Annotated in this window: 19 protein-coding genes; 8 read left to right on the plus strand and 11 right to left on the minus strand. The window is 66.2% G+C overall.

Features of this window, described 5'->3' with window-relative positions; translation table 11 throughout:
• Window positions 1-135: 135 nt before the first annotated feature.
• The 7 genes from ACQHGV_RS12100 to glgX all read left to right on the plus strand — a co-directional run bounded on the left by ACQHGV_RS12100 (window position 136) and on the right by glgX (window position 12,484).
• Window positions 136-1,446: an Nramp family divalent metal transporter gene (locus tag ACQHGV_RS12100; protein ID WP_440978366.1), complete on the plus strand. Its 1,311-nt coding sequence runs from the start codon at window positions 136-138 to the stop codon at window positions 1,444-1,446.
• A gap of 92 nt (window positions 1,447-1,538) precedes the next feature.
• Window positions 1,539-3,971 carry a glycogen/starch/alpha-glucan phosphorylase gene (locus ACQHGV_RS12105; RefSeq protein WP_440978367.1) on the plus strand — a complete coding sequence of 811 codons (2,433 nt, stop codon included), beginning with the start codon at window positions 1,539-1,541 and terminating at the stop codon, window positions 3,969-3,971.
• Window positions 3,968-6,121, plus strand: coding sequence for a 1,4-alpha-glucan branching protein GlgB (gene glgB, locus ACQHGV_RS12110; protein ID WP_440978368.1), 2,154 nt, complete (start codon window positions 3,968-3,970; stop codon window positions 6,119-6,121). The genes ACQHGV_RS12105 and glgB overlap by 4 nt, the downstream gene beginning before the upstream one ends.
• 78 nt (window positions 6,122-6,199) lie before the next feature.
• Entirely contained in the window at window positions 6,200-7,462 is a 1,263-nt protein-coding gene (gene glgC, locus ACQHGV_RS12115) for a glucose-1-phosphate adenylyltransferase (RefSeq protein ID WP_409787462.1), read from the plus strand.
• 8 nt (window positions 7,463-7,470) lie between these two features.
• Entirely contained in the window at window positions 7,471-8,925 is a 1,455-nt protein-coding gene (glgA, locus tag ACQHGV_RS12120) for a glycogen synthase GlgA (protein ID WP_440978369.1), read from the plus strand.
• Window positions 8,922-10,547 carry an alpha-D-glucose phosphate-specific phosphoglucomutase gene (locus tag ACQHGV_RS12125; protein WP_440978370.1) on the plus strand — a complete coding sequence of 542 codons (1,626 nt, stop codon included), beginning with the start codon at window positions 8,922-8,924 and terminating at the stop codon, window positions 10,545-10,547. Before glgA ends, ACQHGV_RS12125 begins: the two co-directional genes overlap by 4 nt.
• A 140-nt stretch (window positions 10,548-10,687) precedes the next feature.
• A complete protein-coding gene (gene glgX / locus ACQHGV_RS12130) occupies window positions 10,688-12,484 on the plus strand; it encodes a glycogen debranching protein GlgX (RefSeq protein ID WP_440978371.1) in 1,797 nt (598 codons plus the stop codon).
• Between the two features lie 121 nt (window positions 12,485-12,605).
• Here glgX and cyoD read toward each other — a convergent pair whose 3' ends face one another.
• Genes cyoD through ACQHGV_RS12155 form a run of 5 tightly spaced genes read right to left on the minus strand, consistent with a single transcriptional unit; the run spans window position 12,606 to window position 17,002 of the window.
• Entirely contained in the window at window positions 12,606-12,989 is a 384-nt protein-coding gene (gene cyoD, locus ACQHGV_RS12135) for a cytochrome o ubiquinol oxidase subunit IV (protein WP_183950353.1), read from the minus strand.
• Window positions 12,986-13,615 (minus strand): cytochrome (ubi)quinol oxidase subunit III, encoded by a 630-nt coding sequence (locus tag ACQHGV_RS12140; RefSeq protein ID WP_440978372.1) that lies wholly within the window; start codon window positions 13,613-13,615, stop codon window positions 12,986-12,988. The genes cyoD and ACQHGV_RS12140 overlap by 4 nt, the downstream gene beginning before the upstream one ends.
• Window positions 13,612-15,624, minus strand: a complete 2,013-nt coding sequence (cyoB, locus tag ACQHGV_RS12145) for a cytochrome o ubiquinol oxidase subunit I (protein WP_440978373.1) — start codon at window positions 15,622-15,624, stop codon at window positions 13,612-13,614. The genes ACQHGV_RS12140 and cyoB overlap by 4 nt, the downstream gene beginning before the upstream one ends.
• On the minus strand, window positions 15,621-16,508 hold the full coding sequence (cyoA, locus tag ACQHGV_RS12150) for a ubiquinol oxidase subunit II (protein WP_440978374.1): 888 nt from the start codon (window positions 16,506-16,508) through the stop codon (window positions 15,621-15,623). The genes cyoB and cyoA overlap by 4 nt, the downstream gene beginning before the upstream one ends.
• Before the next feature lie 50 nt (window positions 16,509-16,558).
• Window positions 16,559-17,002 carry a hypothetical protein gene (locus tag ACQHGV_RS12155; RefSeq protein ID WP_440978375.1) on the minus strand — a complete coding sequence of 148 codons (444 nt, stop codon included), beginning with the start codon at window positions 17,000-17,002 and terminating at the stop codon, window positions 16,559-16,561.
• Between the two features lie 102 nt (window positions 17,003-17,104).
• Here ACQHGV_RS12155 and ACQHGV_RS12160 point away from each other — a divergent pair, with 102 nt between their 5' ends.
• Complete coding sequence (locus tag ACQHGV_RS12160; RefSeq protein WP_440978376.1) at window positions 17,105-17,947, plus strand: HpcH/HpaI aldolase/citrate lyase family protein; 843 nt, start codon at window positions 17,105-17,107, stop codon at window positions 17,945-17,947.
• Between the two features lie 634 nt (window positions 17,948-18,581).
• Here ACQHGV_RS12160 and ACQHGV_RS12165 read toward each other — a convergent pair.
• The 6 genes from ACQHGV_RS12165 to ACQHGV_RS12190 form a co-directional block, all read right to left on the minus strand.
• Window positions 18,582-19,166 carry an ABC-type transport auxiliary lipoprotein family protein gene (locus ACQHGV_RS12165; RefSeq protein WP_440978377.1) on the minus strand — a complete coding sequence of 195 codons (585 nt, stop codon included), beginning with the start codon at window positions 19,164-19,166 and terminating at the stop codon, window positions 18,582-18,584.
• A gap of 20 nt (window positions 19,167-19,186) precedes the next feature.
• Window positions 19,187-20,149: an MlaD family protein gene (locus ACQHGV_RS12170; protein WP_440978378.1), complete on the minus strand. Its 963-nt coding sequence runs from the start codon at window positions 20,147-20,149 to the stop codon at window positions 19,187-19,189.
• Complete coding sequence (locus ACQHGV_RS12175) at window positions 20,149-21,063, minus strand: ABC transporter ATP-binding protein (RefSeq protein WP_440978379.1); 915 nt, start codon at window positions 21,061-21,063, stop codon at window positions 20,149-20,151. Before ACQHGV_RS12175 ends, ACQHGV_RS12170 begins: the two co-directional genes overlap by 1 nt.
• Window positions 21,063-22,169 (minus strand): ABC transporter permease, encoded by a 1,107-nt coding sequence (locus ACQHGV_RS12180; RefSeq protein WP_409787478.1) that lies wholly within the window; start codon window positions 22,167-22,169, stop codon window positions 21,063-21,065. Before ACQHGV_RS12180 ends, ACQHGV_RS12175 begins: the two co-directional genes overlap by 1 nt.
• Window positions 22,170-22,266: 97 nt before the next feature.
• Complete coding sequence (locus tag ACQHGV_RS12185; protein ID WP_440980199.1) at window positions 22,267-23,472, minus strand: DUF445 domain-containing protein; 1,206 nt, start codon at window positions 23,470-23,472, stop codon at window positions 22,267-22,269.
• 263 nt (window positions 23,473-23,735) lie between these two features.
• Complete coding sequence (locus tag ACQHGV_RS12190) at window positions 23,736-26,939, minus strand: efflux RND transporter permease subunit (protein WP_440978380.1); 3,204 nt, start codon at window positions 26,937-26,939, stop codon at window positions 23,736-23,738.
• Window position 26,940 lies beyond the last annotated feature (1 nt).

Below are 26,940 nucleotides of genomic sequence, written 5' to 3' on the forward strand. Positions count from 1 at the left end.
GCGCGACACCCCTCCGACGCGCTACGCGCGCCACCTCCCCTTGCAGGGGAGGAATTAAGAACCCTCGCCAAACAGCTCCCCACAACGCATTGGCGGGTTGTCGCCTAGCCCAAACTCCGCCACACCTCGCGGTCGATGACCGTAGCCACGCCCGCCACCCGCTCGCTTGCCGAAAGCCATCGTTCGATCGCCATTCCGGAGGGCGCGTCCTTCCTGCGGCGATTGTTCGCCTTTGCCGGACCCGGCTATCTGGTCGCGGTCGGCTATATGGACCCCGGCAACTGGGCGACCGACATCGCGGGCGGTTCGGCCTATGGCTATGCGCTGTTGTCGGTCATTCTCTTGTCCAACATCATGGCGATGATCCTGCAGGCGCTGTCGGCGCGGCTGGGCATCGCCGCCGGGCTGGACCTGGCCCAAGCGTGCCGGGCGGCCTATTCCAAGCCCGTCTCGCGCATCCTGTGGCTGCTCTGCGAGATCGCCATCATCGCCTGCGACCTGGCCGAGGTGCTGGGCACCGCCATCGCGCTGCAATTGCTGTTCGACCTGCCGCTGGTCTGGGGCGTGCTGATCACCGGGTTCGACGTCTTCCTGATCCTCGCGCTCCAGCGTTACGGGTTCCGCAAGGTCGAGGCGTTCATCATCGCGCTCCTCCTCATCATCGGCGGCTGTTTCCTCTATGAGCTGATTGCCTCACGTCCCGACCCCGGCGCGGTGATGGCGGGCTTCATCCCGACGACGCGCATCGTGACCGACCCGGCGATGCTCTACATCGCGATCGGCATCCTTGGTGCCACCGTGATGCCGCACAATCTCTACCTCCACTCCTCGGTGGTGCAGACCCGCGCCTTCGACGAATCCGAGAATGGCAAGCGCGATGCGATCAAGATGGCGACGATCGACAGCACGGTCGCGCTGTTCTTCGCCTTCTTTATCAACGCCGCGATCCTGATCGTCGCCGCCGCAACCTTCCATGTCGCGGGGCGCACCGATGTGGCGGAGATCGACCAGGCCTACCGCCTGCTCGCCCCGATGCTGGGCGCGGGCGCGGCGAGCGTGGTATTCGGCGTGGCGCTGCTCGCCTCGGGGCAGAACTCGACCGTCACGGGGACGCTGGCGGGACAGATCGTGATGGAGGGCTTTCTAGACCTGCGGCTCGCGCCCTGGCTGCGGCGGCTGATCACCCGCGGCCTCGCCATCATCCCCGCCGTGCTGGTCGTCGGCGCCAGCGGTCAGGCGGGCGCGACCAAGCTGCTGGTCCTCAGCCAGGTGATCCTCAGTCTCCAGCTTCCCTTCGCGGTGGTGCCGCTAGTCCGCTTCACCGCGAACAAAGGGATGATGGGGCCGTTCGCCAGCCCCGTCTGGTTGCGGATATTAGCCTGGATCATTGCGGCCATCATCATCGGGCTTAATCTGACGCTGCTATGGGGCCTGGCGACGGGCTGATCGCTTTTCGCAATTGCGAAGGAATGCCGCGTGACTTCACCCCTTACGCGGCTAAGCTGGGCGCGACTGGACCGACAGGGACGCCCGAATCAATGACGACGACCATCACCACCCTGCACGTCGACGACACCGGCCCGCTGGCCGACGCGATCGTCGACACGCTGGTGCACCGGATCGGCAAGGATGCCGCCAATGCGCGGCCGCACGACTGGCTGGCCGCGACCATCCTGACCGTCCGCAACGACATCATCGAACGCTGGATGGCCTCCACCCGCGAAGCCCATGCGGCGGGCGCCAAGCGCGTCTATTATCTCAGCCTGGAATTCCTGATCGGCCGGCTGCTGCGCGACGCGCTGTCGAACATGGGCGTCATGGCGCAGGTGGCGGGCGCGCTCCAGACGCTGGGCGTCGATCTCGCCGATCTGGAGGAAATCGAACCCGACGCGGCACTGGGCAATGGCGGCCTGGGACGGCTGGCGGCGTGCTTCATGGAGAGCCTCGCCAGCCTCGACCTGCCCGCCTATGGCTATGGCATCCGCTATGTGAACGGCATGTTCCGCCAGCGGATCGATGATGGCTGGCAGGTCGAGCTGCCCGAAACCTGGCTGAGCCACGGCAACCCCTGGGAGTTCGAACGCCGCGAGAGCGCCTATTTCGTCGGCTTCGGCGGCGAGGTGGTGGGCACCGAGACGGGTGCGGTCCACTGGAAACCCGCCGAGGCGATCGAGGCGATCGCGGTCGACACCCCCGTCGTCGGCTGGCGCGGCAAGCGGGTCAACACACTGCGCCTCTGGACCGCGCAGGCGATCGATCCCATCCGGCTCGATCGCTTCAACGCGGGCGACTATACCGGCGCGCTCGCCGGACAGCTGGCGGCGGAAACGCTGGTCCGCGTCCTCTACCCGTCCGACAGCTCGCCGGCGGGTCAGGAACTGCGGCTGCGGCAGGAATATTTCTTCTCCTCCGCCTCGATCCAGGACATCGTCCGCCGGCACATCCAGTATTTCCACGACATCCGCACGCTTCCCGACAAGGCCGCGATCCAGCTGAATGACACCCACCCGGCGGTGTCGGTCGCCGAGTTGATGCGCCTGCTGGTCGATCATCACGACCTGGGCTTCGAACAGGCGTGGGACATCACCCGGCGCACCTTCGGCTATACCAACCACACGCTGCTGCCCGAGGCACTGGAAAGCTGGCCGCTGCATCTGTTCGAGCGGTTGCTGCCGCGTCACATGCAGCTGATCTATGCGATCAACGCCAAGCTGCTGCGTGAGGCGCGGGCGGTCGAAGGGATGGACGACCGCGCCATCGCCGCAATCAGCCTGATCGACGAGGGCGGCGAGCGGCGGGTGCGCATGGCGAACCTGGCCTTTGCGGGCAGCCACAGCGTCAACGGCGTCGCCGCGCTCCACACCGAACTCATGAAGCAGACGGTCTTCGCCGACCTGCACCACCTCTATCCGACGCGGATCAACAACAAGACCAACGGCATCACCCCGCGCCGCTGGCTGCGACAATGCAATCCGCAACTGACCGCGCTGATCCGCGAGGCGATCGGGCCGGAATTCGAGGATGACGCGGAAAAATTGATAGCGCTCACGGAATTTGCGCAAGACGCGAATTTCAGGGAACGCTTTCTGAAGATCAAACGTTCCAACAAGGTGGGGCTGGCAAATTATCTTAGAGAGTCGACCGGGTTGCGCGTGGACCCCGATGCGCTGTTCGACGTCCAGATCAAACGCATCCACGAATATAAGCGCCAGCTGCTCAACATCATCGAGACGGTGGCGCTGTACGACCAGATCCGCAGCCATCCCGAGCGAGACTGGACGCCGCGCGTCAAGCTGTTCGCCGGGAAAGCGGCGTCGAGCTATCACAATGCCAAGCTGGTCATCAAACTGGCCAATGACGTCGCCCGCCGCGTCAATTCGGACCCGAGCGTCGGTCATCTGCTGAAGGTCGGCTTCGTCCCCAACTACAATGTTAGCCTGGCCGAGAAGATCATTCCCGCCGCCGATCTGTCCGAACAGATCTCGACCGCGGGCATGGAGGCGTCGGGCACCGGCAACATGAAGTTCGCGCTGAACGGCGCGCTCACCATCGGCACGCTCGACGGCGCCAATGTCGAGATCAAGGAGCATGTCGGTGACGATCATATCGTCATCTTCGGCCTGACCGCCGACGAGGTTGCCGCCAAGCGCCGCGACGGTTACAATCCGCGCGCGGTGATCGAGGGCAGCCCGGAGTTGCGTCAGGCCGTCTCCGCCATCGCCTCGGGCGTGTTCTCGCCCGACGATCCCGGCCGTTATGCCGGGCTGATGGGCGGGCTGTATGACGGCGACTGGTTCATGGTCGCCGCCGATTTCGATGCCTATGCCGCCGCGCAGCGCCAGGTCGACACCCGCTGGCAGGACCAGGCGGGCTGGGCGACCTCGGCCATCCACAATGTCGCGAAAGTCGGATGGTTCTCCTCCGATCGCACCATCCGGCAATATGCCGAGGAAATCTGGAACGTGATGTGAAGCCACCCCGTGCCGCTCTGGATGCCCTGATCGAGGGCCGCAACGCCGATCCGTTCGCGTTGCTGGGACCTCATGAAGGACCGGGCGGCACGTTCCTGCGGGCGCTGGTGCCGGGCGCGGAGGCGGTCACCGCCTTCGACCTGTCCGGCCTGGCGCTGGGCGAATTGGAAAGCGTCGACCCGCGCGGCCTGTTCGAGGGCGTGATCGAGGGCCCCGTCCAGCCCGTGAAATACCGCGCGCGCGGGCACGGGGCGGAATGGTGGATCACCGACCCCTACAGCTTCGGCCCCGTGCTTGGGCCCCTCGACGACTTCCTGATGGGCGAAGGCAATCACTTCCGCCTCTATGACAAGATGGGCGCGCACCTGATCGCGCATCAGGGCGTGGCGGGTGTCCACTTCGCCGTCTGGGCGCCGAATGCCGAGCGGGTGGCGGTCGTCGGCGACTTCAACGACTGGAATCCCGGCCGCCACGTCATGCGCCGCCGCCTGGACGTCGGCGTCTGGGAAATCTTCATTCCCGACATCGGCGAGGGCCGCGCCTACAAATTCGCGATCACCGGTCCGCACGGCGCCGAACAGCCGATGAAGGCCGATCCCTTCGCCTTCGCCGCCGAGCTTCGCCCCAAGACCGCCTCGATCACCACCGCCCCGCCCCAGCATGTCTGGCAGGATGCGCCCCACCGCGAGCATTGGGCGGGCGTCGATCCGCGCCGCGTGCCGATCAGCATCTACGAGGTCCATGCCGGGTCGTGGGATCGCGACGAGAATGGCTGGTATCTCAGCTGGGATGCGCTCGCCGACCGGCTGATCCCTTACGTCGTCGATATGGGCTTCACCCATATCGAATTCCTGCCCATTTCCGAACACCCTTACGACCCCAGCTGGGGCTATCAGACGACCGGACTCTATGCGCCGTCCGCGCGGTTCGGCGATGTCGAGGGCTTTTCGCGTTTCGTCGACGGCGCGCACCGCGCCGGGATCGGCGTGATCCTCGACTGGGTGCCCGCGCACTTTCCTACCGACGCGCATGGCCTGTCGCATTTCGACGGCACCGCGCTCTACGAGCATGAGGACCCGCGCCAGGGTTTCCACCCCGACTGGAACACCGCCATCTATAATTTCGGGCGGCGCGAGGTGGCCAGCTTCCTGGTCAACAACGCGCTGTTCTGGCCCGAGCGTTATCATATCGACGGCATCCGCGTGGATGCGGTCGCCTCGATGCTCTATCGCGATTACAGCCGCAAGGACGGCGAGTGGGTGCCCAACGAGCAGGGCGGGCGCGAGAATTGGGAAGCGGTCGAGTTTCTTCGCCAGGTCAACCGGCAGGTTTACGGCCAGCATCCCGGCGTCTTCACCGTCGCCGAGGAGTCCACCGCGTGGCCGGGCGTCTCGGCCCCCGCGCATGACGGCGGGCTGGGCTTCGGCTTCAAATGGAACATGGGCTTCATGCACGACACGCTCCAGTACATGGCGCGCGAACCCGTGCATCGGCGGCACCATCATGGCGAGATCCTGTTCGGCCTGCATTACGCCTTTGACGAGAATTTCGTCCTGCCGCTCAGCCATGACGAAGTGGTCCACGGCAAGGGCAGCCTGCTGACCAAGATGGCGGGCGACGACTGGCAGAAATTCGCCAATCTTCGCGCCTATTACGCCTTCATGTGGGCCTATCCGGGCAAGAAGCTGCTCTTCATGGGCCAGGAATTCGCCCAGCGCGAGGAATGGTCGGAGGATCGCCCGCTCGACTGGCATCTACGGTGCAGCCATTCGCATGAAGGCGTCCGCTCGCTGGTCCGCGACCTCAACCATCTCTACCGCGACACACCCGCGCTCCACGCCCGCGATTGCGAGCGCGAGGGCTTCGAATGGCTGGTCGCCGACGACAGCGCGCAGTCGGTCTTCGCCTGGCTGCGCAAGGCACCGGGCGAGAAGCCGGTCGCGGTCATCGCCAACATGACCCCGGTCGCCCGCGCCCCCTACCGCCTGCCCCTGCCCCATGACGGCCGCTGGACCGAGGTGCTGAACTCCGACGCGACCCAATATTGGGGATCGGGGCTGGGCAATATGGGCGGCGTCGATGCGCATGACGGTGCCGCGTGGGTCACGCTGCCGCCGCTGGCGACCGTCATCCTGCGCTTCGACGGTTGATCCAGGTTCACGACTTTAGCCGAATACCAACGCCCTGAATGCGCGTTGCGACACTGACAGAAGAATGGGAGACGGACGATGGACCTGAGGCGCGGACAACCGCTGGCGCGCGATGCCATGGCCTATGTGCTGGCGGGCGGCCGTGGCAGCCGGCTGATGGAACTGACCGACACCCGCGCCAAGCCCGCCGTCTATTTCGGCGGCAAGGCGCGGATCATCGACTTCGCTTTGTCCAACGCGATCAATTCGGGCATCCGCCGCATCGGCGTGGCGACCCAGTACAAGGCGCACTCGCTGATCCGTCACCTCCAACGCGGCTGGAACTTCCTGCGCGACGAGCGCAACGAGAGCTTCGACATCCTCCCCGCCAGCCAGCGGATCAGCGAGTTCCAATGGTATGAGGGCACCGCCGACGCGGTGTTCCAGAATATCGACATCATCGAAAGCTATGCGCCCGAATTTATGGTCATCCTGGCGGGCGACCATGTCTACAAGATGGACTATGAGCTGATGCTCCAGCAGCATTGCGACAGCGGCGCCGACGTCACCGTCGCCTGTCTGGAGGTCAGCCGCGAAGAGGCCAGCGCCTTCGGCGTGATGCATGTCGACGAGACCGACCGCATCGTCGATTTCGTCGAGAAGCCCGCCGATCCGCCCTCCATCCCCGGCAATCCGGGCGTGTCGCTGGCGTCGCTGGGCATCTATGTCTTCCGCACCGCCTTCCTGTTCGAGCAGCTGCGCCGGGATGCCGCGACGCCGGGCTCCGCCCGTGACTTCGGCAAGGACATCATCCCCTATCTGGTCGAACACGGCAAAGCGCAGGCGCACCGCTTCTCCGCCTCCTGCGTCCGCTCGCATGACGAGCCGGGCGCGTATTGGCGCGATGTCGGCACGGTCGACGCCTATTGGGAGGCCAGCCTCGACCTGACCGACGTGGTGCCGCAGCTCGATCTGTATGACCGAAGCTGGCCGCTCTGGACCTATGCCGAGATCACCCCGCCCGCCAAGTTCGTCCATGACATCGATGGCCGGCGCGGGTCGGCGGTCGCCAGCCTGGTCGCGGGCGACTGCATCGTGTCGGGGTCCTCGATCCACCGCTCGCTGCTGTCGACCGGCGTTCGCACCCACAGCTTCGCGATGCTCGACGAGGCGGTGGTCCTGCCCTTCTGCCATATCGGGCGCGGCGCGCGGTTGCGGCGCGTGATCCTCGATCGCGGCGTCAAGATTCCCGACGGGCTGGTGGTCGGCGACGATCCGGTGCTCGACGGCCACCGTTTCCGCCGCACCGACAAGGGCATCTGCCTGATCACCCAGCCGATGATCGACCGTCTGGCCAACTGAAAGTCCCCATGACCCTTTCCGTCCTGTCGGTCGCCTCGGAGGCGTTTCCGCTCATCAAGACCGGCGGTCTGGCCGATGTCGTCGGCGCGCTGCCCGAGGCCCTGGCGCCACACGACATCGCCGTCACCACGCTGATCCCCGGTTATCCGAAGGTCATGCGCGCGATCGGCGAGGATGCACCCCGCGTCCATCACTGGACGCACATCATCGGCACCGACGCCTGGTTGCGCGAGGCGATGATCGGCACCCACCGCCTGCTGGTCATCGACGCGCCCCAGCTTTGGGAGCGGGGCGGGCTGCCCTATGTCGATGCGGACGGCAATGACTGGCACGACAATTGGCGGCGCTTTGCGGTGCTGGCGCGCACGGGCGCCGACCTCGCCTCGGGCGCGGTGCCGGGCTACGACTTCGACCTGCTCCATGCGCATGACTGGCAGGCGGCGTTGGCCCCGGCCTTCCTTCATTACGCACCTGGCCCCGGCAAGGTCGCCAAGAGCATCGTCACCATCCACAATATCGCCTTCCAGGGCTCGTTCGCGGCGCACCATTTCCCCGATCTGGGCCTGCCGCCCGAGGCATGGTCGGTCGACGGCGTCGAATATTATGGCCAGATCGGCTATCTGAAGGCGGGCCTGCGCACGGCGGATGCGATCACCACGGTCAGCCCAACCTATTCCGAGGAAATCCACCGGGTGCAGTATGGCATGGGCCTCGAAGGCCTGATCGCCGCGCGCGCCGAATGCGTCAGCGGCATCGTCAACGGCATCGACCCCGCCATCTGGAGCCCCAAGGCCGACGCCGCGCTGCCCGCGCCCTTCACCGTCGAGACGCTCGACGATCGCATCGCCAACAAACGCGCGGTCGAGACGGCGTTCGGGCTGGACACGGACGACAGCCCGATCTTCACCGTCATCAGCCGCCTGACCTGGCAAAAGGGCATGGACGTGCTGGTCGAGGTGATCGACGACCTGGTGGCGATGGGCGGGCGGCTGGTGGTGCTGGGCACCGGTGACCCGGCGCTGGAGATCGCCTTCGCCACCGCCGCCCTCCGCCATCCCGGCCGCGTCGCGGTGCGGATCGGCTATGACGAGCCGGTCTCGCATCTGCTGCAGGGCGGGTGCGACGCGATCGTCATCCCCTCACGGTTCGAGCCGTGCGGGCTGACCCAGCTCTACGCGCTGGCCTATGGCTGCGTGCCCGTGGTCGCGCGCACCGGGGGACTGGCCGACACGATCATCGACGCCAACGAGGCCGCATTGGCGACCGGCGTCGCGACCGGACTTCAGTTCGACAATGTCACCGCCGACAACATCGTCGCGGTGCTGCGTCGCACTATGAGACTGTACGCCAATCAAGACCAATGGCGTACCATTCAGGTGAATGGCATGAATGCCGACTATAGCTGGCACCATAGCGGCCGCCACTATGCCGAACTCTATCGTTCCGTCCTGGGGGACCAATGATCAAGACCGTCGCGACCACGCCCTATCCCGACCAGAAGCCCGGCACCTCGGGCCTGCGCAAGAAGGTGCGTGTCTTTCAGCAACCCAATTATGCCGAGAATTTCGTCCAGTCGGTATTCGACGCGCTGGGCGACGAGAAGACCGGTCAGACGCTGGTGATCGGCGGCGACGGCCGCTTCCTGAACCGTGAGGTGATCCAGGTAGCGATCCGCATGGCCGCCGCCAACGGCTTTGCCCGCGTCGTGGTCGGCCAGGGCGGCATCCTGTCGACCCCGGCGGCGAGCAACGTGATCCGGCAGCGCAAAGCCTTGGGCGGCCTGGTCCTGTCGGCCAGCCACAATCCGGGCGGTCCGGACGAGGATTTCGGCATCAAGTACAATATCGCCAATGGCGGCCCTGCGCCGGAGAAGGTGACCGACGCGATCCACGCCAACACCAAGTCGATCAGCCGCTGGCTGACCGTCGAGGCGGCGGACATCGACCTCGATACGCTGGGCGAGGTGACGATGGGTGACATGACGGTCGAGGTGATCGACTCGGTCGCCGATTATGCCGCGCTGATGGAAAGCCTGTTCGACTTCGCCGCGATCCGTCGCGCGGTCGAGGGCGGCTTCACCATGTCGTTCGACGCGATGAGCGCCGTCACCGGCCCCTATGCGATCGAGATCCTGGAAAAGCGCCTCGGCTTCGCGCCCGACACGGTGAAGAACGGCACGCCGCTTCCCGATTTCGGCGGGCATCACCCCGACCCCAATCTGGTCCACGCCAAGGAACTGTACGACCGCATGATGGCCCCGGACGCGCCCGATTTCGGCGCGGCGTCGGACGGGGACGGCGACCGCAACCTCATCATCGGGCGCGGGCGCTTCATCACGCCGTCGGACAGCCTGGCGATGCTGGCGGCCAACGCGCATCTGGCGCCCGCCTATGCCGGTGGCCTCAAGGGTATCGCGCGCTCCATGCCGACCAGCGCCGCCGCCGACCGCGTGGCTGAGAAGTTGGGCATCCCCGCCTACGAGACGCCGACGGGGTGGAAGTTCTTCGGCAACCTGCTCGATGCCGACATGGCGACGATCTGCGGCGAGGAGAGCGCTGGCACCGGTTCGGACCATGTGCGCGAGAAGGACGGACTGTGGGCCGTGCTGCTCTGGCTCAACATCCTCGCCGCGTCGGGCAAGTCGGTCGACCAGATCGCCCGCGATCATTGGGCGACCTATGGCCGCAATTATTATGCCCGCCACGATTATGAGGGCGTCGAGAGCGAGCGCGCCGATGCACTGATGGCCGATCTGCGCGGCAAGCTGGCGACCCTGCCGGGCGAGAGTTTCGCGGGCTTGACGGTCGAGACGGCGGACGACTTCGCCTATACCGACCCGACCGATCACTCGGTCAGCCGCAACCAGGGCATCCGCATCCTGTTCCAGGGCGGCAGCCGTGTCGTGTTCCGCCTGTCGGGCACCGGCACCAGCGGCGCGACGTTGCGTGTCTATCTCGAGCGGTACTCGGCCGACCAACTCGACCACGAGACGCGGGACATGCTCGCCGACATTATCCAGGCGGCGGACGAGATCGCCGGGATCACCCGGCATACCGGCCGCACCGAACCCGATGTGGTGACCTAACCCCCATCATTCCTCCCCTGCAAGGGGAGGTGGCAGTCCGCAGGACTGACGGAGGGGTGTCACCATCAGCGAGGACACCCCTCCACCATGCTACGCTGGTCCCCCTCCCCTTACAGGGGAGGAATTGCAATGCTGTCACCATGACGAATCAGCTTGCCTTACCTCTCGGCGCGACGCCTGTCCCCGGCGGCACCCGCTTCGCCGTGCGCTCGACCGCCGAGCGGGTGGAGCTTTGCCTGTTCGAAGGCCCCGACGAACACCGCATCGCCATGACGCGCGACGGAGACGTGTGGAGCGTCATCGTCCCCGGCACCGACCACCTCTATGGCTATCGCGCGCACGGACGTTACGACCCGGCGCGTAATCTCTGGTTCGACCCCGCCAAATTGCTGGTCGATCCTTACGCGCTCGAACTCGACCGCCCCTTCGTCCAGTCTCCACGGCTCGCGACCTATGGCGAGAACACGGCCGACATCGTCCCCCGTGCCCGCATGATCGCCGCGCCGGCTGCCAGCCCCGCCCCGCCGCTATTCCGACCGGGCGGACTGATCTACGAACTCAACGTGCGCGGCTTCACCATGCGCCATCCCGCCATCCCCCCGGAGCAGCGCGGCACAGTGGCGGCGCTGGCGCATCCGGCGGTGGTGGATCACCTCCGCAAGCTGGGCGTCGCCGCGGTCGAACTCATGCCGATCACCGCCGCCATCGACGAACGGCACCTGCCGCCGCTCGGGCTGCGCAACGCCTGGGGTTATAACCCGGTCGTACCGATGGCGCTCTGCCCCGAGCGGGTGCCTGGCGGCGTCGCCGAACTGGTCGCCACCGTCGCGACGCTGCGCGAGGCCGGGATCGGCGTCATCCTCGACCTCGTCTTCAACCATATGGGCGAGAGCGACGTGCAGGGCGGCACGCTGTCCTTCCGGGGCCTTGATCCGGACGCCTATGCGCATGCCCCCGATGGCACGCTCATCAACGATGCGGGCACCGGCAACACGCTCGACGCCAGCCGACCGAGCGTGCACGCAATGATCCTCGACACGCTTCGCCATTTCGCGAGAGCGGGGGTGGACGGCTTCCGCTTCGACCTGGCCCCGGTGCTGGCCCGCGGGCCGGGCTTCGACGCCCATGCCCCCATCTTCGCCGAGATCGCCGCCGATCCGATCCTCTCGACCCGCATCATGATCGCCGAGCCCTGGGACATCGGCCCCGGCGGATACCAGCTCGGCCACTTCCCCGAGCATTGGCTGGAGTGGAACGACAAGTACCGCGATCAGGTACGCCGCTTCTGGCGCGGCGACGGACGCAGCGGCGATCTGGCGACGCGGATCGCGGGGTCGGCGGATGTCTTTACCGGCCCTGCCAGCCGCTCGGTCAATTTCGTCGCGGCGCATGACGGCTTCACGCTCGCCGACCTGACCGCCTATGCCCAGCGCCACAACCACGCCAATGGCGAGGACAATCGCGACGGGCATGGTGACGAGGTGTCCTGGAACCATGGACAGGAAGGCCAGACCGACGATCCCGCCATAAGCGCGGCGCGTATCCGCTCGGTCCGTGCGATGCTGGCGGCGCTGTTCCTGTCACGCGGCACTCCGATGCTGACCGCCGGCGACGAATTCGGCCGCAGCCAGCGGGGCAACAATAACGGCTATGCCCAAGATAACGAGACTACGTGGCTCGACTGGGGAAACCGCGACGAGGCATTGGAGGATTTTGTTGCGGCGCTGAGCGCCTTTCGCCGGGAGACGCCGCTCGACTGGACGGACTGGCTGGATAAGGCGGAGTGGCGCAACCTGTCCGGTGATGCGATGACGCCGGAAGACTGGGAAGGCGATGGTTTTGCCTTGCACCTGCCGGTCGGCGACGAGAGCCTGATACTGCGCTTCGACCATAAGCGTGGCGTCTCTGCCATCCGGGGCCGAATGCTGGAAAGCTGAACTTAAACGCTCTCCTCCCCTTCAGGGGAGGGGCCGGGGGTGGGGCGCTGCAACAGGCGAACGGCAAGTGGATAGTCCCCACCCCAACCCCTCCCCTGAAGGGGAGGGGCTTAACCCTTGCTCACGGCGTCGCCATCGGTCCCATCAGATTGTGGTTCAGATGCCCCATGATCCAGATGGACCCGAGCAGCACCAGCGCGACGATCAGGATGCCGAACAACAGCGCCAGCACATTGTTGCTGTTGTCCGGCCCGGTCGTGATGTGGAGGAAGAAGACCAGATGCACGCCCATCTGCCCAATCGCCAGCGCGACCAGCGCGGCGGGCACGGCGGGGCCCCAGACGATGTCGAACTGGACGAGCGCGAACGATGCCGCCGTCAGGATCGCCGCCGCGACCAGGCCGATCGCGTAGCTGCGGATGCCGCCGACGATCGAATCCCGCTCGGCATCCTCGCCGGGCGCGGTTTCGTCGCGCGCCATTTCCTCGTCGGGCCGCTCGCTCATCCCCGCATTCCCATCAGATAGACCATGGTGAACAGCGCCACCCAGATGATGTCGAGCGCGTGCCAGAACAGGCTGAAGCACAGGATGCGGCGCAATATGTCCTTGCGGAACCCCTTGGCCCAGGCCTGCGCCATCATCGTCGTCAGCCAGAGCATCCCCAGCAGAACGTGCAGCCCATGGCACCCGACCAACGCGAAAAAGGCCGACAGGAACGCGCTGCGCCCCGGGCCATGGCCCTCACCGATCAGGTGGAGAAACTCGTAAGACTCCAGCGCCAGAAACCCTGCACCAAGCAATCCGGTCGCCGCCATTGCGATCTGGAACCAGCGCATGTCGCGCGCCAGCGTTGCGATCCCCGCCAGCCCGCAGGCGAAGCTGGACAGGAGCAGCAGCACCGTCTCCGCCTCGACCAGCTTTAGCTCGAACAACTCCTTGCCCGATGGCCCGCCCGCCGTCGCATCCTTCAACACCGCATATCCGGCGAAGAAGCACGCGAACAGGATGAAGTCCGACAGCAGGAATATCCAGAAGCCATAGGACACCACCACCCGCTTGGGCGCGGGGCCGTCCGGGTTCGGCTCGGTGGCGCGGCCCAGCTTGTTGGGATCATGGGTCTGCGCCGTCATGACAGCGCCTCTTCGGGCAGGTCGAGCAGGGTCGCCTTGCTGCGGCGGCGGGCCTGATCGAGCCGCTCGACCTCCTCGACCGGGATTTCATATTCCGCCTTGTCGCGCCACGCGAAGACGATGAACGTCCCCCATGCGCCGAAGAAGCCCAGCACCACAAGCCACCAGATATGCCAGATCAGCGCAAAGCCCATGGCGGTGGCGAAAAAGGCGGTCACGATCCCCGTCGGCGAATTTCGCGGCATCTCGATCGGTTCGTAATCGGGGCGGTCGGACAGACGGCGATTCTCGCGCGCCTTCGCCTTGATGCCCCAATAGGCTTCCTCGCCCTTCACATCGGGCAGTACGGCGAAGTTAAAGGCCGGCGGCGGCGAACTGGTGATCCACTCCAGCGTGCGTCCGTCCCAGGGGTCGCCGCTCTCGTCGATCCGGTCTTTCCGCGTCTTGATCGAGACATACAGCATCATGACCTGGCACGCGATGCCGCCCAGGATCAGCAGCGCGCCAACACCCGCCGCGATCAGCCAGGGATGCCACCCCGGCACGTCATAATGCTGCATCCGCCGCGTCATGCCCATCAGACCCAGCACATAGAGCGGCATGAAGGCGAGGTAGAAACCGCTCAGCCACAACCAGAACGCACGCTTCCCCCAGGTCTCGTCCAGCGTGAAGCCGAACATCTTGGGGAACCAGAAGGTGAAGCCCGCAAAGGCACCGAACAGCACCCCGCCGATGATGACGTTATGGAAATGCGCGACCAGGAACAGCGAGTTGTGCAGCACGAAATCGGCCGGGGGCACCGCCAGCATCACGCCGGTCATGCCGCCGATCACGAAGGTCACGATGAACCCGATCGACCACAGCATCATCGACGTATAGCGAATGCGCCCGCCATACATGGTGAACAGCCAGTTGAAGACCTTCACCCCCGTCGGCACCGCGATAATCATCGTCGTGATGCCGAAAAAGCCGTTCACATCGGCCCCAGCCCCCATGGTGAAGAAATGGTGCAGCCAGACCATGAAGGACAGGATGCAGATCACCATGGTCGCAATGACCATCGATCGGTAGCCGAAGAGCGGCTTGGACGAGAAGGTCGAGATGATCTCCGAAAACACGCCAAACGCAGGCAGGATCAAGATATAGACCTCAGGGTGGCCCCAGGCCCAGATGAGGTTGACGAACATCATCTGGTTTCCGCCCGCTTCCGGGGTAAAGAAGTGGAAGCCGAGATAACGGTCGAGGATCAGCATCGCCAGCACGGCGGTCAGCACCGGAAAGGCCGCGACGATCAGTAGGTTGGAGGCCAGCGACGTCCAGGTGAACATCGGCATCCGGCTATAGCCCATGCCGGGCGCGCGCATCTTCAGGATGGTGGTGACGAGGTTCACGCCGGACAGCAGCGTCCCCATCCCGGATATCTGCAGCGCCCACAGATAATAATCGACGCCGACACCGGGCGAGAAGCGCAGCTCGGACAGCGGCGGATAGACCAGCCAGCCGGTCTTGGCGAACTCGCCAATGACCAGGCTCATATTGATGAGCAGCGCGCCGCTGCACGTCAGCCAGAAGCTGACCGAATTGAGCGTCGGAAACGCCACGTCGCGCACGCCCAGTTGCAACGGCACGACGAAGTTCATCAGTCCGATCATGAACGGCATCGCCACGAAGAAGATCATGATCGTGCCGTGCGCCGAGAAAATCTGGTCGTAATGGTCGGGCGGCAGATAGCCCTCATTGCCGTACGCGATCGCCTGTTGCGACCGCATCAGCAGCGCATCGGAAAATCCGCGCAGCAGCATGACGCCCGCCAGCAGACAGTACATGACGCCGATCCGCTTGTGGTCGACGCTCGTGATCCACTCGCTCCAGATGTAGGGCAGATGCCCGCGCCGCCACACCCAGACGAACACGCCCAGCAGCACCAGGCCGATGACGCCCGCCGACACCAGGGGCAGCGGTTCGTGGAACGGGATCGAGTCCCAGCCCAGCTTGCCGGTCAGGCTCATTGCTCGCGCCCGTCCTTGGCCTGCTCACCCTCGGGCGCGCCGTTTCTCATGACGATCTGATCGTAAAGGCCGGGCTGGAGCCGGGGATAGCTGGCGGGGCGGACATTGCGGCTGGGGTGCGCCATCGCGACGAACTCGGCCCAGTCGAGCGTCTTGCCCTGCCCGGCCTTGGCCGTCGCGACGAAGCGGTCGAAATCGGCTTGCGGCACCGCATCGACGAAAAAGTCCATATCCGCAAAGCCCTCCCCGCTATAATGCGCCGACAGCCCCCGATAGCGCCCGGCCTTGTCCGCGCGCAGGTACAGCGTCGAGTCCATGCCCGACATGGCGTAGATCTGGCTGCCCAGCTGCGGCACGAAGAAGCTGTTCATCACGCCTGCCGAGGTGATGCGGAACTTGACCGGTGTGCCGACCGGCACGACCAGCCGGTTGATCGTCGCCATCCCCTGTTCGGGATAGAGGAACAGCCATTTCCAGTCGGTCGCGACGACCTCCACCGTCATCGCCCTAGCCTTCGACACGATCGGCTTGGGCGGATCGAGATCATGGCTGCCGATCCAGGCGATGCCGCCCAGGAACATGATGGCGAGCGCCGGGATCGACCAGACCAGAAGCTCCAGCCGCCCCGAATAAGCCCATTCGGGCAGATGCCTGGCGCGGGTGTTGCTCGCCCGGAACCACCAGCCGAAAGCGAAGGCCAGGATGATCACCGGCACGACGATGGCCAGCATCACCGCCAGCGAATTGAAAAAGATACTGCGCTCGCCCGCAGCGATCGGCCCGGCCGGATCAAGAATACCGGGCTCACAGGCGGCGAGGACAAGACAGGGTAGAAGGCACGTAACGCGCGCAATTCCAATGGGCAGGCGCGGCGTGCGGATCATCACGGCGCTGAACGGCAGGCCAAGGCTTTCGTTCCATGGCCTGATCCGGATCAAGCGATCAGTCGGACCGGCCCTCCATCGCCTTCGTCATTCGCCGGGGTCCGGGAGCGAACGGATCGCGTCGTGTTCCGCTGGGAACGCATGCGAACGACATGGCGAAAGACTGGCAAGCGCGCCACGACCGTCCGCGACATCAGCCCGGCCATGCCAAGCTCGACCATCCCGCTCCATTCGATGGTGGACAACAGCGTCGTGATTTCGCCCACCGAGCCGCCAAGCCCTGCCAACATGCGGATTTCGTCGATCTCGAACCAGATCGCCAGGCCGATCAGGGCTACGCCGCCGATCAGGACGACCCACTGGGCCGGCGTCGTCCGGTTGAGCCGCCGCGCCAGCGGATCGACCGTCACCCCGACCAGCCAGCGGCTGACCGGCAGGCCGGGATGGAGCCGTACCATCAGCATCGCCGCCACCATGATTGCGACCAGCATCATCGATCCCCCCACCTGCTCCTCCCCCGATTGACACCGGCGAAGTGGTGACCGGCCATCGCTTCGCCAATGGCATGATGGGCTACATCCGCATATATTTGATCCATGACCGCCATCCTGCGCAGCGCGCTGTTCCTGCCCGCCTCCAATCCCCGCGCCATCGCCAAGGCGCGCCAGCTCAACAGCGATGCCGTGATCCTCGATCTGGAGGATGCGGTCGCACCCGAGGCCAAGGCGGCGGCTCGCGATTCGGCGGTCGCGGCGGTGCGTGAGGGCGGCTTTGGCAAGCACCTGCTGGTGGTGCGCAGCAATGGGCTGGACACGCCATGGGCCGCCGACGATCTGGCGGCGCTCGCCGAGGTGCGGCCGGCGGCGGTGCTGATCCCCAAGGTCGATGACGTCGCCACGCTGGCGGCGGCCCGGCAGGCGCTGGGGCCGGGCGTGCCGCTCTGGGCGATGATCGAGACGTGCCGGGGCGTGTTGTCGCTGGGCGCGCTGGCCGGGGCGGCGACGGAACTGGGCCTGACCTGTCTGGTCGCGGGGACCAACGATCTGGCCAAGGAAATGCGCCTGCCCTCCCCGCCCGCCCCCGAGGCGCTGCGCCCGCTGCGCGTCCAGATCGTCGTCGCGGCACGCGCGGCGGGGCTGATCGCGCTCGACGGCGTCTGCAACGCCATCGACGCGCCCGAGCGGCTGGCGGAGGAATGTGCCGAGGGGCGGCGGCTGGGCTTTGACGGCAAGACACTGATCCACCCCAGCCAGATCGCCGCCGCGCATCACGGCTTCGGCCCGAGCGAGGCGGAAATCGCCTGGGCGCGCAAGGTGGTGGCGGCGTTCGCCGAGCCGGCGCATGCCGGGCTGGGCGCGATCCGTCTCGACGGACAGATGGTCGAGCGGCTGCATCTCGCCGACGCGGAACGGGTGCTAGCGATCGCGCACGCGGGCTGAATCCATTCCTCCCCTACAAGGGGAGGTGGCAGGCCGAAGGCCTGACGGAGGGGTGTCACTGGTCGCGAGAGCGGTTCAACTGCCGAGCCCTGCTCCCGACATCGTCCGGGCATGTCAAACTTTGCCCCCCCCTGGGGCGTATCGACATTCAGACAAGGCCATCCTCCGTCCACCCCGGTTAGGGACCGTTGCAAAGCTCTGCACTACGCCGACGCAGGCCGAGGTCCGGTCGGGTAAGCGCTGATAAGCGATGGAAAGCATTCAGCGTCTGGACCCCGGCCTTCGACGGGGTGGTGCCTGACAGGCGGGAAACGCTAGAGCGGGATAACGTCAGTTTGACCCAAGCCGTCATTGCGAGCGTAGCGAAGCAATCCAGAGCGTCTTGCCTGGACACTGGATTGCTTCGCTACGCTCGCAATGACGAATCCACCTCATGTCATCCTTCTCCAATTTCGCAACGATTCCCTGTAAGAGGAGCCATGCGGGCATGATGGGGGGCATCCCCGGTCGTAAGCGAAGACTTATCTCGCCAACGGGGACACCCCTCCGTCAGGCCTTCGGCCTGCCACCTCCCCTTGCAGGGGAGGAATGGAATGAACGTCGATTGGCCGTCGCCGGCGAGGATTGGTCGCGGTTACCGTCCGACCCAGTCCGCCACCTGCTGGGCGACCTGGTTCGCCGCCTGGTTCAGCGCGGGGCCGACGCTCTCCGCGTCGATCTTGCCGACCGGCACGCGCACCTCGAAACGGCGCTTCTCGATCGCGGTCTGGCCGTCGCGCATCAGCGAGGCGTCGAACACCACCACGGCGTCGCGGCGTACCGCGTCCATGCCGAACTGGCGCAGCTCGCCCGCCAGGCGATCGCCGGCATCGGCCACCGACTCGCGCGCCGACAAGACCACCCTTCCTTCACGCGCGGTCAGCGTGTCGGAGACGAGCCGTGCGAACAGCCGCGCGGGCGGCTCGGCCCATTGCGCGTCCTTTACATAGGCGATGCTGGTCGTGTCCTCCTGCACCGGCACGCGCGCGGTCGCCAGCTCCTGCGGCGTGGTCGGCACCTGGATGGTGATCGACTTGGCGCGCGCGGAATTCTGCGTCTGGCCCACGGTCGGCGCCGACTGCGCCTGCAGCGTCATCAGCGAGGGGGGCGGCTTGGCCCCGAAGCTGATGCACCCGGCCAGCGGAAGCGATGCCATCAGAACGATCAGCGGAGTCTTCATGACGGTCCTCATCGGCTTCCTCACTTGCCCTTATAGTCCGGCAGCTTCTGCTGCCCGATCAGCGACCCGGCGCCCTGCTGGTCGACCTTTTCGGCGACGGCCGACAGCGACTGGGTCATGACGCGCAGGTCCTTCACCAGACGATCGACCTCGGGCACGGTCTGCTTCGAGAAGGTCTGCAGGCCCGGCCGCGCATCGCCGATCGCGGAGTTCAGCGTGTCCGCGCTCTTCTGCGCCGAGGCGATCGCCTTGTTCAGATTGGCCATGGTCGGCTTCACCTCATCGGCGAGGATGCCGTTGGTGGTCGCCGCCAGCTGGCCGATCGATTGCGCCGCATCGCCCGCCTGCTGGATCGCCACGCGGGTCTGCGCCAGCGTCGCGGCAATCTCCGGCCCGCGATCGGCCAGCGCATCGGTCAGGCGGTTGGTGTTGTCGAGAATTCCCGCGATCGACGCCTGGTTGCGGTCGGACAACAGCCCGGTCAGCCGCTCGGTGAGCGTCGACAGCCGTTCCAGCAGCTGCGGCGCGGAGTTCAGGATCGCACCGATACCGCCCTGCTTGGTCGGGATGACCGGCACGCCGTAAGGACAGAGCGTCAGATTCTCGGGCTGCGGACAGGCGATCGGCGGCGCGCCTTTCCGTGCGCCATCCAGCGAGATGGTGCTGGTGCCGGTGAAGCTGGCCGAGATCGATGCGGTCGTGCCCTGCAGGATCGGCGTCTCTTCCTTGACCGCGACACGCACGCGCACGAACTGCGGATCGGGACGCCACAGCGCAATCTCCTTCACCTGCCCCGAGGGCACACCCGAATAGGTGACCCCCGAGCCTACGGCCAGGCCGTCCACCGACTGGCGGAAGAAGATGTCGTATTGCTTCTCCGACGTGCCGCCCAGCCGGGCGATCCAGACGGTGAAGATCGCCAGCACTGCGAGCAGGATCAGCACGACAGAGCCGACAAGGACGTGGTTCGAACGGGTTTCCATCAGCGTGTCCCTGCTTCGCCTCTCGCATGGGCATCGGCCGCATTGCCCTGGCTATGCTGGCCGGTGGCATGGGCTTCGACTTCGGTGGGGTGGCGCGCCGCATCCGCGTCCGCCGAGCGCGGCGCCATGCCGGCGACCTCGTCCTTGGCGGCGATGGCGGCGCGGCCGCGCGGTCCCTTGAAATATTCCTCGATCCACGGATGGTCGAGCGCGATCAGCTCGTCGATCGTGCCGACCGCGATGACCTTCTTGTCGGCCAGCACCGCGACACGGTCGCAAATGGCATAGAGCGTATCGAGGTCATGGGTGATCAGGAAGACGGTCAGCCCTAGCGTCTTCTGGAGCGACGCGATCAGCTGGTCGAACGCCGCCGCACCGATCGGGTCGAGCCCGGCGGTCGGCTCGTCGAGGAAGAGCAGTTCGGGGTCGAGCGCGAGCGCGCGCGCCAGGCCGGCGCGCTTCTTCATGCCGCCCGACAGTTCGGCGGGATATTTCGGCCCCGCGTCGGCGGGCAGGCCGGTCATCACCACCTTGTACGACGCGATCTCATCCATCAGCGCCTGGGGCAGGTCGCGGTAGAATTCGCGTAGGGGGACCGCGACATTTTCCGCCACGGTCAGCGTCGAGAACAGCGCACCGCCCTGGAACAGCACGCCCCAGCGCTTGCGCACCTCGGTCGCCTCGGTCGCCTCGCGGCCGATGGTCGGTTCGCCGAACACGGTGATCTCGCCCGCATCGGGGGTCTGCAACCCGATGATCGTGCGCATCAGTACCGACTTGCCGGTGCCCGATCCGCCGACCACGCCCAGGATCTCGCCCTTGCGCACGTCGAGGTCGAGGCCGTCATGGATGACCTGCTCGCCAAAGCTGTTGCGCAGGCCCCGGACCTGGATGATGTTTTCCCCGCCGGCCATCAGTCCCATCCGATCCAGGTGAAGAAGACCGCGAAGAACGCGTCGAGCACGATCACAAGGAAGATCGCCTGCACCACGGCCGCCGTGGTGCGCAGGCCGACCTGCTCGGCATCCGACTTGACCTGCATCCCCTGGAAACAGCCGGCGATGGCGATGATCGCGCCGAAGACCGGTGCCTTGATCAGGCCGACATACAGGTCGGTGATCGGCACGACCTCGCGGATACGCGCGATGAAGGTGACGGGCGGGATGCCCAGCGACACCGCCGCCAGGAAGCATCCGCCGATCATCGCGATCAGCGAGGAATAGAAACCCAGGAGCGGCATCAGCGTGACCGCCGCGATGGTGCGCGGCACGACCAGCGCCTCCATCGGCGACACGCCGATCACGCGCATCGCGTCGATCTCCTCGGTCAGCTTCATCGTGCCGAGCTGCGCGGCGAAGGCCGAGCCGGAGCGGCCGGCGACCATGATCGCGGTCATCAGCACGCCCAGTTCGCGCAGCGTCAGGCGGCCGACCAGGTTGATCGTGAACACCTCCGCGCCGAACTGGCGAAGCTGCACCGCGCCCTGTTGCGCGATGACGATGCCGATCAGGAAGCTCATCAGCCCGATGATGGCCAGCGCCGAGACGCCGACCGTCTCGAACTCGTGCACCACCGCGTTGAAGCGGAACCGGCGGGGATGGCGCAGCACCGCCAGGCCGGCCAGCACCGTCGCGCCCATGAAGCCCAGCAGGCCGTACAGGGTCTTCATCGCGGTGACGACGGCGTCGCCCACCTCGCCCGCGACGCGCGCGAAGGGGCTGATCGGCTTGGGCCGCATCGCGACCGGCTGATCCGCCTCGACCACCTTGTCGACCAGATTGCGCTGATTCTCGTTCAGCCCCTCGATCGCGGCATCGTTGCGCGCGGCGAAGCGGTGGACCAGCCAGGCGCCGACGGTGTCGATCCGTTCGACCTGCGACAGGTCGATCCGCTTGACCGAGGCATCCTCGCGATCCAGCCGTTCGGGCAGGTCGCCCAGCGTCGCCAACGACAGATTGCCGGTAAAGCGCAGGGCGCCCCCGTCCGCCGGATCGAGCTGATAATCGGCCTTGGCGTTCATCACCTGCCTCTTTGCGGGAAAGCGCGGACATCGACAAGGCGCTTCGTCCCCGCGACGAATCGAAGCCGTGCCTTAATTAGACGGTTTGGTGACGTTTTCAAAGCAACCGGTCCACGACATGCAGGACCAAGCCGACGCTGCCGCCGACCAGCGTGCCATTGATGCGGATATATTGCAGATCGCGGCCGACCGCATTCTCCAGCCGGCTGGTGACGGTGTCGGCGTCCCAGCCGCGCACCGTCTCCGACACCAGCCGGACGATGCCGTCGCCATAATCGGCGGCGATCCCCACCACCGCGCGTCGGACGAAGCGGTTGATCGTGGCCGCCAGCCGGGGATCGGATTGCAGCGTCTGGCCCAGTTGGCGCAGCGTCTCGCCCAGCTTGCCCGCGGTCACCGCCTCGGGATCGCGCGCCAGTCGCAACAGCCCCTCGCGCGCCTGTTCCCACAGTCCGTCGAGCCAGCGCTGCATCGCCGGATTGGCGATCAGATCGGCCTTCATCGCCTCGACCCGGGCGCGCATGTCGGGATCATATTGCAGGTCCCACGCGAGCCGATCGAGCCCCTCCTCGATCTTGAGGCGGATCGGATGGTCGGGGTCGTCCGCCATGTCGTGCAGCAGCTTGTCGAGGCCGTCGATCAGCTTGTCGGCGACCGTCTCGTCCAGGCCGGTCCAGCGCAGGATCGCGCCGGCGCGTTCATGCACCATGGCGCGCACCACCGGCTCGTTCGCGGCGAGCGCCTGCCCGGCCCAGCGGATGACCGATTCCATCAACGGCACATGCCGCCCCTCGGCGATCGCGGCCTTGAGCAACTGGCCGAGGATCGGCGACACCTCGGTCGCGCGCAGCCGCGATCCGATGCCCGCCTTCACCATGCCGCCCAGGCGTTGCGGATCGAAGGCGGTCAGCATCTCGGCGAACAGGCGCGACGCCCCGCGCCGGATGCGCCCGCCCTCCTGCGGCGGCTGGGCCAGCCAGCGGCCGGCGGCACCGGCGACGTCCAGCCGGTTCATCCGGCGCGCGACGACGCGCGGGATCAGGAAATTGGTGCGCAGGAAATTGGCCAGCGTATCGCCGATCCGGTCCTTGTTGCGCGGCACGATCGCGGTATGCGGGATCGGTAGGCCCAGCGGATGGCGGAACAGCGCGGTGACCGCGAACCAATCGGCCAGCCCGCCGACCATCGCCGCCTCGGCAAAAGCGCGGACGAAGCCCCAGGCGGGGTGGATCGGTTGGAGATAGCGGGCGAGCAAGAACAACGCCGCCATGGTGACCAGCAGACCGGTCGCCACGACCCGCATCTTCCGCAGGGCGGGTGGAACGGTCTGGCTACCCCCCGATCGCATGGCGACTTCCATCAATCAGAACAATTCGCGAGCGACGGCTTTGTTCAAGCGGAATCTTTCCCGAGCGTAACGAAGCGGGATGGTTTTCATTCCTCCCCTGCAAGGGGAGGTGGCGCGCGCAGCGCGTCGGAGGGGTGTCACCAGTTCGATAGCGCGACACCCCTCCGTCAGGCCTTCGGCCTGCCACCTCCCCTTACAGGGGAGGACATCATGGCTCGTCACTCCGCCGGATCATACCCCAGCTTGCCGGTCGCGGGCGGCAGCGCGGGGCCGCCCGCCGGGCCTTCGATCACCGGCCCACCCTGCTCGTCGCCGGGCTTGTAGGTCAGCAGGCGGCGACCCAGGCGCGGGCCGATCCAGCGTTCGACCCCGACCGCCAGGCTGAAGGCGGCGGGCACGATCAACAGGGTCAGCATCGTCGACATGGTCAGGCCGCCGATCACCGTCACGCCCATCGGGCTGCGCCACGATCCGTCGCCGCCCAGCGACAGGGCGGTCGGCACCATGCCCGCGACCATCGCAACGGTCGTCATGACGATCGGCTGCGCGCGCTTGTGGCCGGCGTCGAGCACCGCCTCACGGATCGGCACGCCCTTGGCGATCTCTTCCAGCGCGAAGTCGATCAGCAGGATCGAATTCTTGGCGACGATGCCCAGCAGCATCAGCAGGCCGATATAGACCGGCAGCGACAGCGGATTGCCGGTCACATAGAGCGCGATCAACCCGCCCAGCGGCGCGAGCAGGAGCGAGGCCATGTTGACGAAGGGCGGCAGGAAGCGGCGATAGAGCAGCACCAGCACCGCGAAGACCATGAAGATGGCCGAGATGATCGCGGTGAAGAAGTTCTGCATCATCTCCGCCTGCATCTTGGCCTGGCCCAGCACCATCTCGCTGACCCCCATGGGCAGGTTCTTCATGATCGGCAGGTCATGGACCTTCTTCATCGCGTCACCGCTGATGACGCCCTTGGCCAGATCGGCGCCGACCGTAACCTGGCGGCGCTGGTTGACGCGGTCGATCTGCGTCGGGCCGGCGCCCAGGCCGATATCGGCGACGACGCTCAAGGGCACCGATCCGCCTGTCTGGGTCTGCACCGGCAGATTCTGGATCGTCGACATGCGCGCACGCGCATTCTGGTCAAGCGCGACGCGGATCGGCACCTGTCGGTCGGACAGCGAGAAGCGCGCCGAATTCTGGTCGATATCGCCCAGCGTCGCGATCCGGATCGCGCTCGACAGCGCCTGTGTCGTCACGCCCAGATTGGCCGCGAGGTCGAGGCGCGGGCGGATGACGATTTCCGGCCGGTCGAGATTGCCGACGATGCGTGGCGCGATCAGGCCGGGCAGCGTGCCCATCTGCTCGACGATCTTGTTGGCGGTGTCACGCAACACGGCGGGGTCGTCGCCGCCCAGCGTGATGGTCAGGTCGCGCCCGCTCGATCCCCAGCCGAATTGCGACTGGAAGGTCACGCGCGCATCGGGAATGGCGGCGAGCTGCGGCGACAGCGAGCGTTCGAAGTCGGTGCTCTTCATCGAGCGATCCTCCTTCAACGTCGCCACGACGCGGCCATTGCCGACGCTGGTGCGCGAATAGACCGATTCGACATCGGGCTGCTTCTTCAGGAACTGCGCCACCTGCCGCACGACCACATCGGTCTGCGCCAGCGTGGTGCCAGGCACCATCTCGATCTTGGCGACCGCCTGGTCATTGTCCTGCGGCGGCTGGAAGGTCTTGGGGATGATGCCGAACATCACCACGGTCAGCACGAACGCGCCGAAGCCGATGCCGATCACCCACAGGCGGTGGTCGCGGAACCGGCCGAAGAAGCGCCGGAAGACCCCGCGCCGCGCCCCGTCGGTCGGTCGGTCATAGCGCAGCGACCAGCGCAGCGTCGCCATATAGGCGTCCATCAGCTTGCCCTCGCCATGGCTGGCATGACCGGCGGACTTCAGGAAATAGGCCGCGATCATCGGCGTGATCAGACGCGCCACGGCTAGGCTCATCAGCACCGAGACGACGACGGTCAGGCCGAAATTCTTGAAATACTGGCCAGGGACGCCCGGCATCAGCGCGACGGGCAGGAACACCGCGACGATCGCCATGGTGGTCGCCAGCACGGCCAGGCCGATCTCGTCCGCCGCGTCGATCGACGCCTGATAGGCGGATTTGCCCATGCGCATGTGGCGGACGATATTCTCGATCTCCACGATCGCATCGTCGACCAGCACGCCCGCGACCAGGCTGAGCGCGAGCAGCGTCATCTGGTTCAGCGTGAAGCCCAGCAGGTCCATGAACCAGAAGGCCGGGATCGCCGAGAGCGGGATGGCGAGCGCCGAGATCACCGTCGCACGCCAGTCGCGCAGGAAGATGAAAACGACGATGACCGCCAGCACCGCGCCCTCGATCATCGCATGGATGGCGCTTTCATATTGCTGCTCGGTGTACTTCACGCTGTTCGAGCGGAGGACGAACTTCACCTCCTGATTGCGCTTCTCCAGCCCCTTCAGCTTCTCGACCGCGCCGTTGAAGACGCTGACGTCGGAGGCGCCCTTGGCGCGCTGAAAGTCGAAGCTGATCACCTGCCGCCCGTCGACCGCCGCCTGCGAACGCTGTTCGGCATACAGGTCGCGCACGGTGGCGATGTCGGCCAGGCGCACGGTGCGGCCACCGCGTACGTTGATCTGGGTCTGGCCCAGGTCATAGGCGTTGCGGGCATTGCCCAGCACGCGGACCGCCTGTTCGGTGCCCGCGATCTCGGCGCGGCCACCAGCGGCGTTCAGGTTGGTCATGCGCAGCTGCGCATTGACTTCGCTGGCGGTCAGGCCCTGCGCCTGCAGCTTGAGCGGATCGAGGATGACGCGGATCTCGCGCGTCACGCCGCCATTGCGGATGACCTTGGAGAGGCCGGGGACCGACAACAGCTCCTTGGTGACGTTGTTGTCGATATACCAGCTGAGCTGTTCGGGCGTCATGTTGGACGCGACCGCCGAATAGCTGGCGAGATCGTTGTCGGTCGAATCGACGCGGATCACCTGCGGCTCGAGAATGCCGTCGGGCAGCATCGAGCGGATCTGGGTGATCGCATCGCGCGCATCGCTGACCGCGCGGTCGATCGGCGTGCCGATGTCGAGCTGGACCAAGGTCTGCGACGTGCCCTCGGTTACGGTCGAGGTGATCTGGTCGACGCCCTGCAGGTTCCGCAAGGCCGCCTCGACCCGCTGGGTGACCTGCGTCTCCAGCTCGGTCGGGGCAGCACCCGGCTGGTTCACGACGACGACGACGATCGGGAAATCGATGTCGGGGTCGTTGTTGACGTCCATCCGCATGAAGCTGACGATCCCCGCCAGCGTCAGCGCGACGAACAGGACGATCGGCGGAACGGGGTTCCGGATCGCCCAGGCGGAGATGTTGCGGAAACTCATG

The sequence above is a fragment of the Sphingomonas pseudosanguinis genome, from assembly GCF_052056765.1.
Classification (GTDB): domain Bacteria; phylum Pseudomonadota; class Alphaproteobacteria; order Sphingomonadales; family Sphingomonadaceae; genus Sphingomonas; species Sphingomonas pseudosanguinis.

Coding starts and splice junctions, on each gene's coding strand:
- ACQHGV_RS12100 (WP_440978366.1), top strand. CDS start 136: ATGACCGTAGCCACGCCCGCCACCCGCTCGCTTGCCGAAAGCCATCGT.
- ACQHGV_RS12105 (WP_440978367.1), top strand. CDS start 1,539: ATGACGACGACCATCACCACCCTGCACGTCGACGACACCGGCCCGCTG.
- glgC (WP_409787462.1), top strand. CDS start 6,200: ATGGACCTGAGGCGCGGACAACCGCTGGCGCGCGATGCCATGGCCTAT.
- glgA (WP_440978369.1), top strand. CDS start 7,471: ATGACCCTTTCCGTCCTGTCGGTCGCCTCGGAGGCGTTTCCGCTCATC.
- ACQHGV_RS12125 (WP_440978370.1), top strand. CDS start 8,922: ATGATCAAGACCGTCGCGACCACGCCCTATCCCGACCAGAAGCCCGGC.
- glgX (WP_440978371.1), top strand. CDS start 10,688: ATGACGAATCAGCTTGCCTTACCTCTCGGCGCGACGCCTGTCCCCGGC.
- cyoD (WP_183950353.1), bottom strand. CDS start 12,989: ATGAGCGAGCGGCCCGACGAGGAAATGGCGCGCGACGAAACCGCGCCC.
- ACQHGV_RS12140 (WP_440978372.1), bottom strand. CDS start 13,615: ATGACGGCGCAGACCCATGATCCCAACAAGCTGGGCCGCGCCACCGAG.
- cyoB (WP_440978373.1), bottom strand. CDS start 15,624: ATGAGCCTGACCGGCAAGCTGGGCTGGGACTCGATCCCGTTCCACGAA.
- cyoA (WP_440978374.1), bottom strand. CDS start 16,508: ATGATCCGCACGCCGCGCCTGCCCATTGGAATTGCGCGCGTTACGTGC.
- ACQHGV_RS12155 (WP_440978375.1), bottom strand. CDS start 17,002: ATGATGCTGGTCGCAATCATGGTGGCGGCGATGCTGATGGTACGGCTC.
- ACQHGV_RS12160 (WP_440978376.1), top strand. CDS start 17,105: ATGACCGCCATCCTGCGCAGCGCGCTGTTCCTGCCCGCCTCCAATCCC.
- ACQHGV_RS12165 (WP_440978377.1), bottom strand. CDS start 19,166: ATGAAGACTCCGCTGATCGTTCTGATGGCATCGCTTCCGCTGGCCGGG.
- ACQHGV_RS12170 (WP_440978378.1), bottom strand. CDS start 20,149: ATGGAAACCCGTTCGAACCACGTCCTTGTCGGCTCTGTCGTGCTGATC.
- ACQHGV_RS12175 (WP_440978379.1), bottom strand. CDS start 21,063: ATGGCCGGCGGGGAAAACATCATCCAGGTCCGGGGCCTGCGCAACAGC.
- ACQHGV_RS12180 (WP_409787478.1), bottom strand. CDS start 22,169: ATGAACGCCAAGGCCGATTATCAGCTCGATCCGGCGGACGGGGGCGCC.
- ACQHGV_RS12185 (WP_440980199.1), bottom strand. CDS start 23,472: ATGCGGGTCGTGGCGACCGGTCTGCTGGTCACCATGGCGGCGTTGTTC.
- ACQHGV_RS12190 (WP_440978380.1), bottom strand. CDS start 26,939: ATGAGTTTCCGCAACATCTCCGCCTGGGCGATCCGGAACCCCGTTCCG.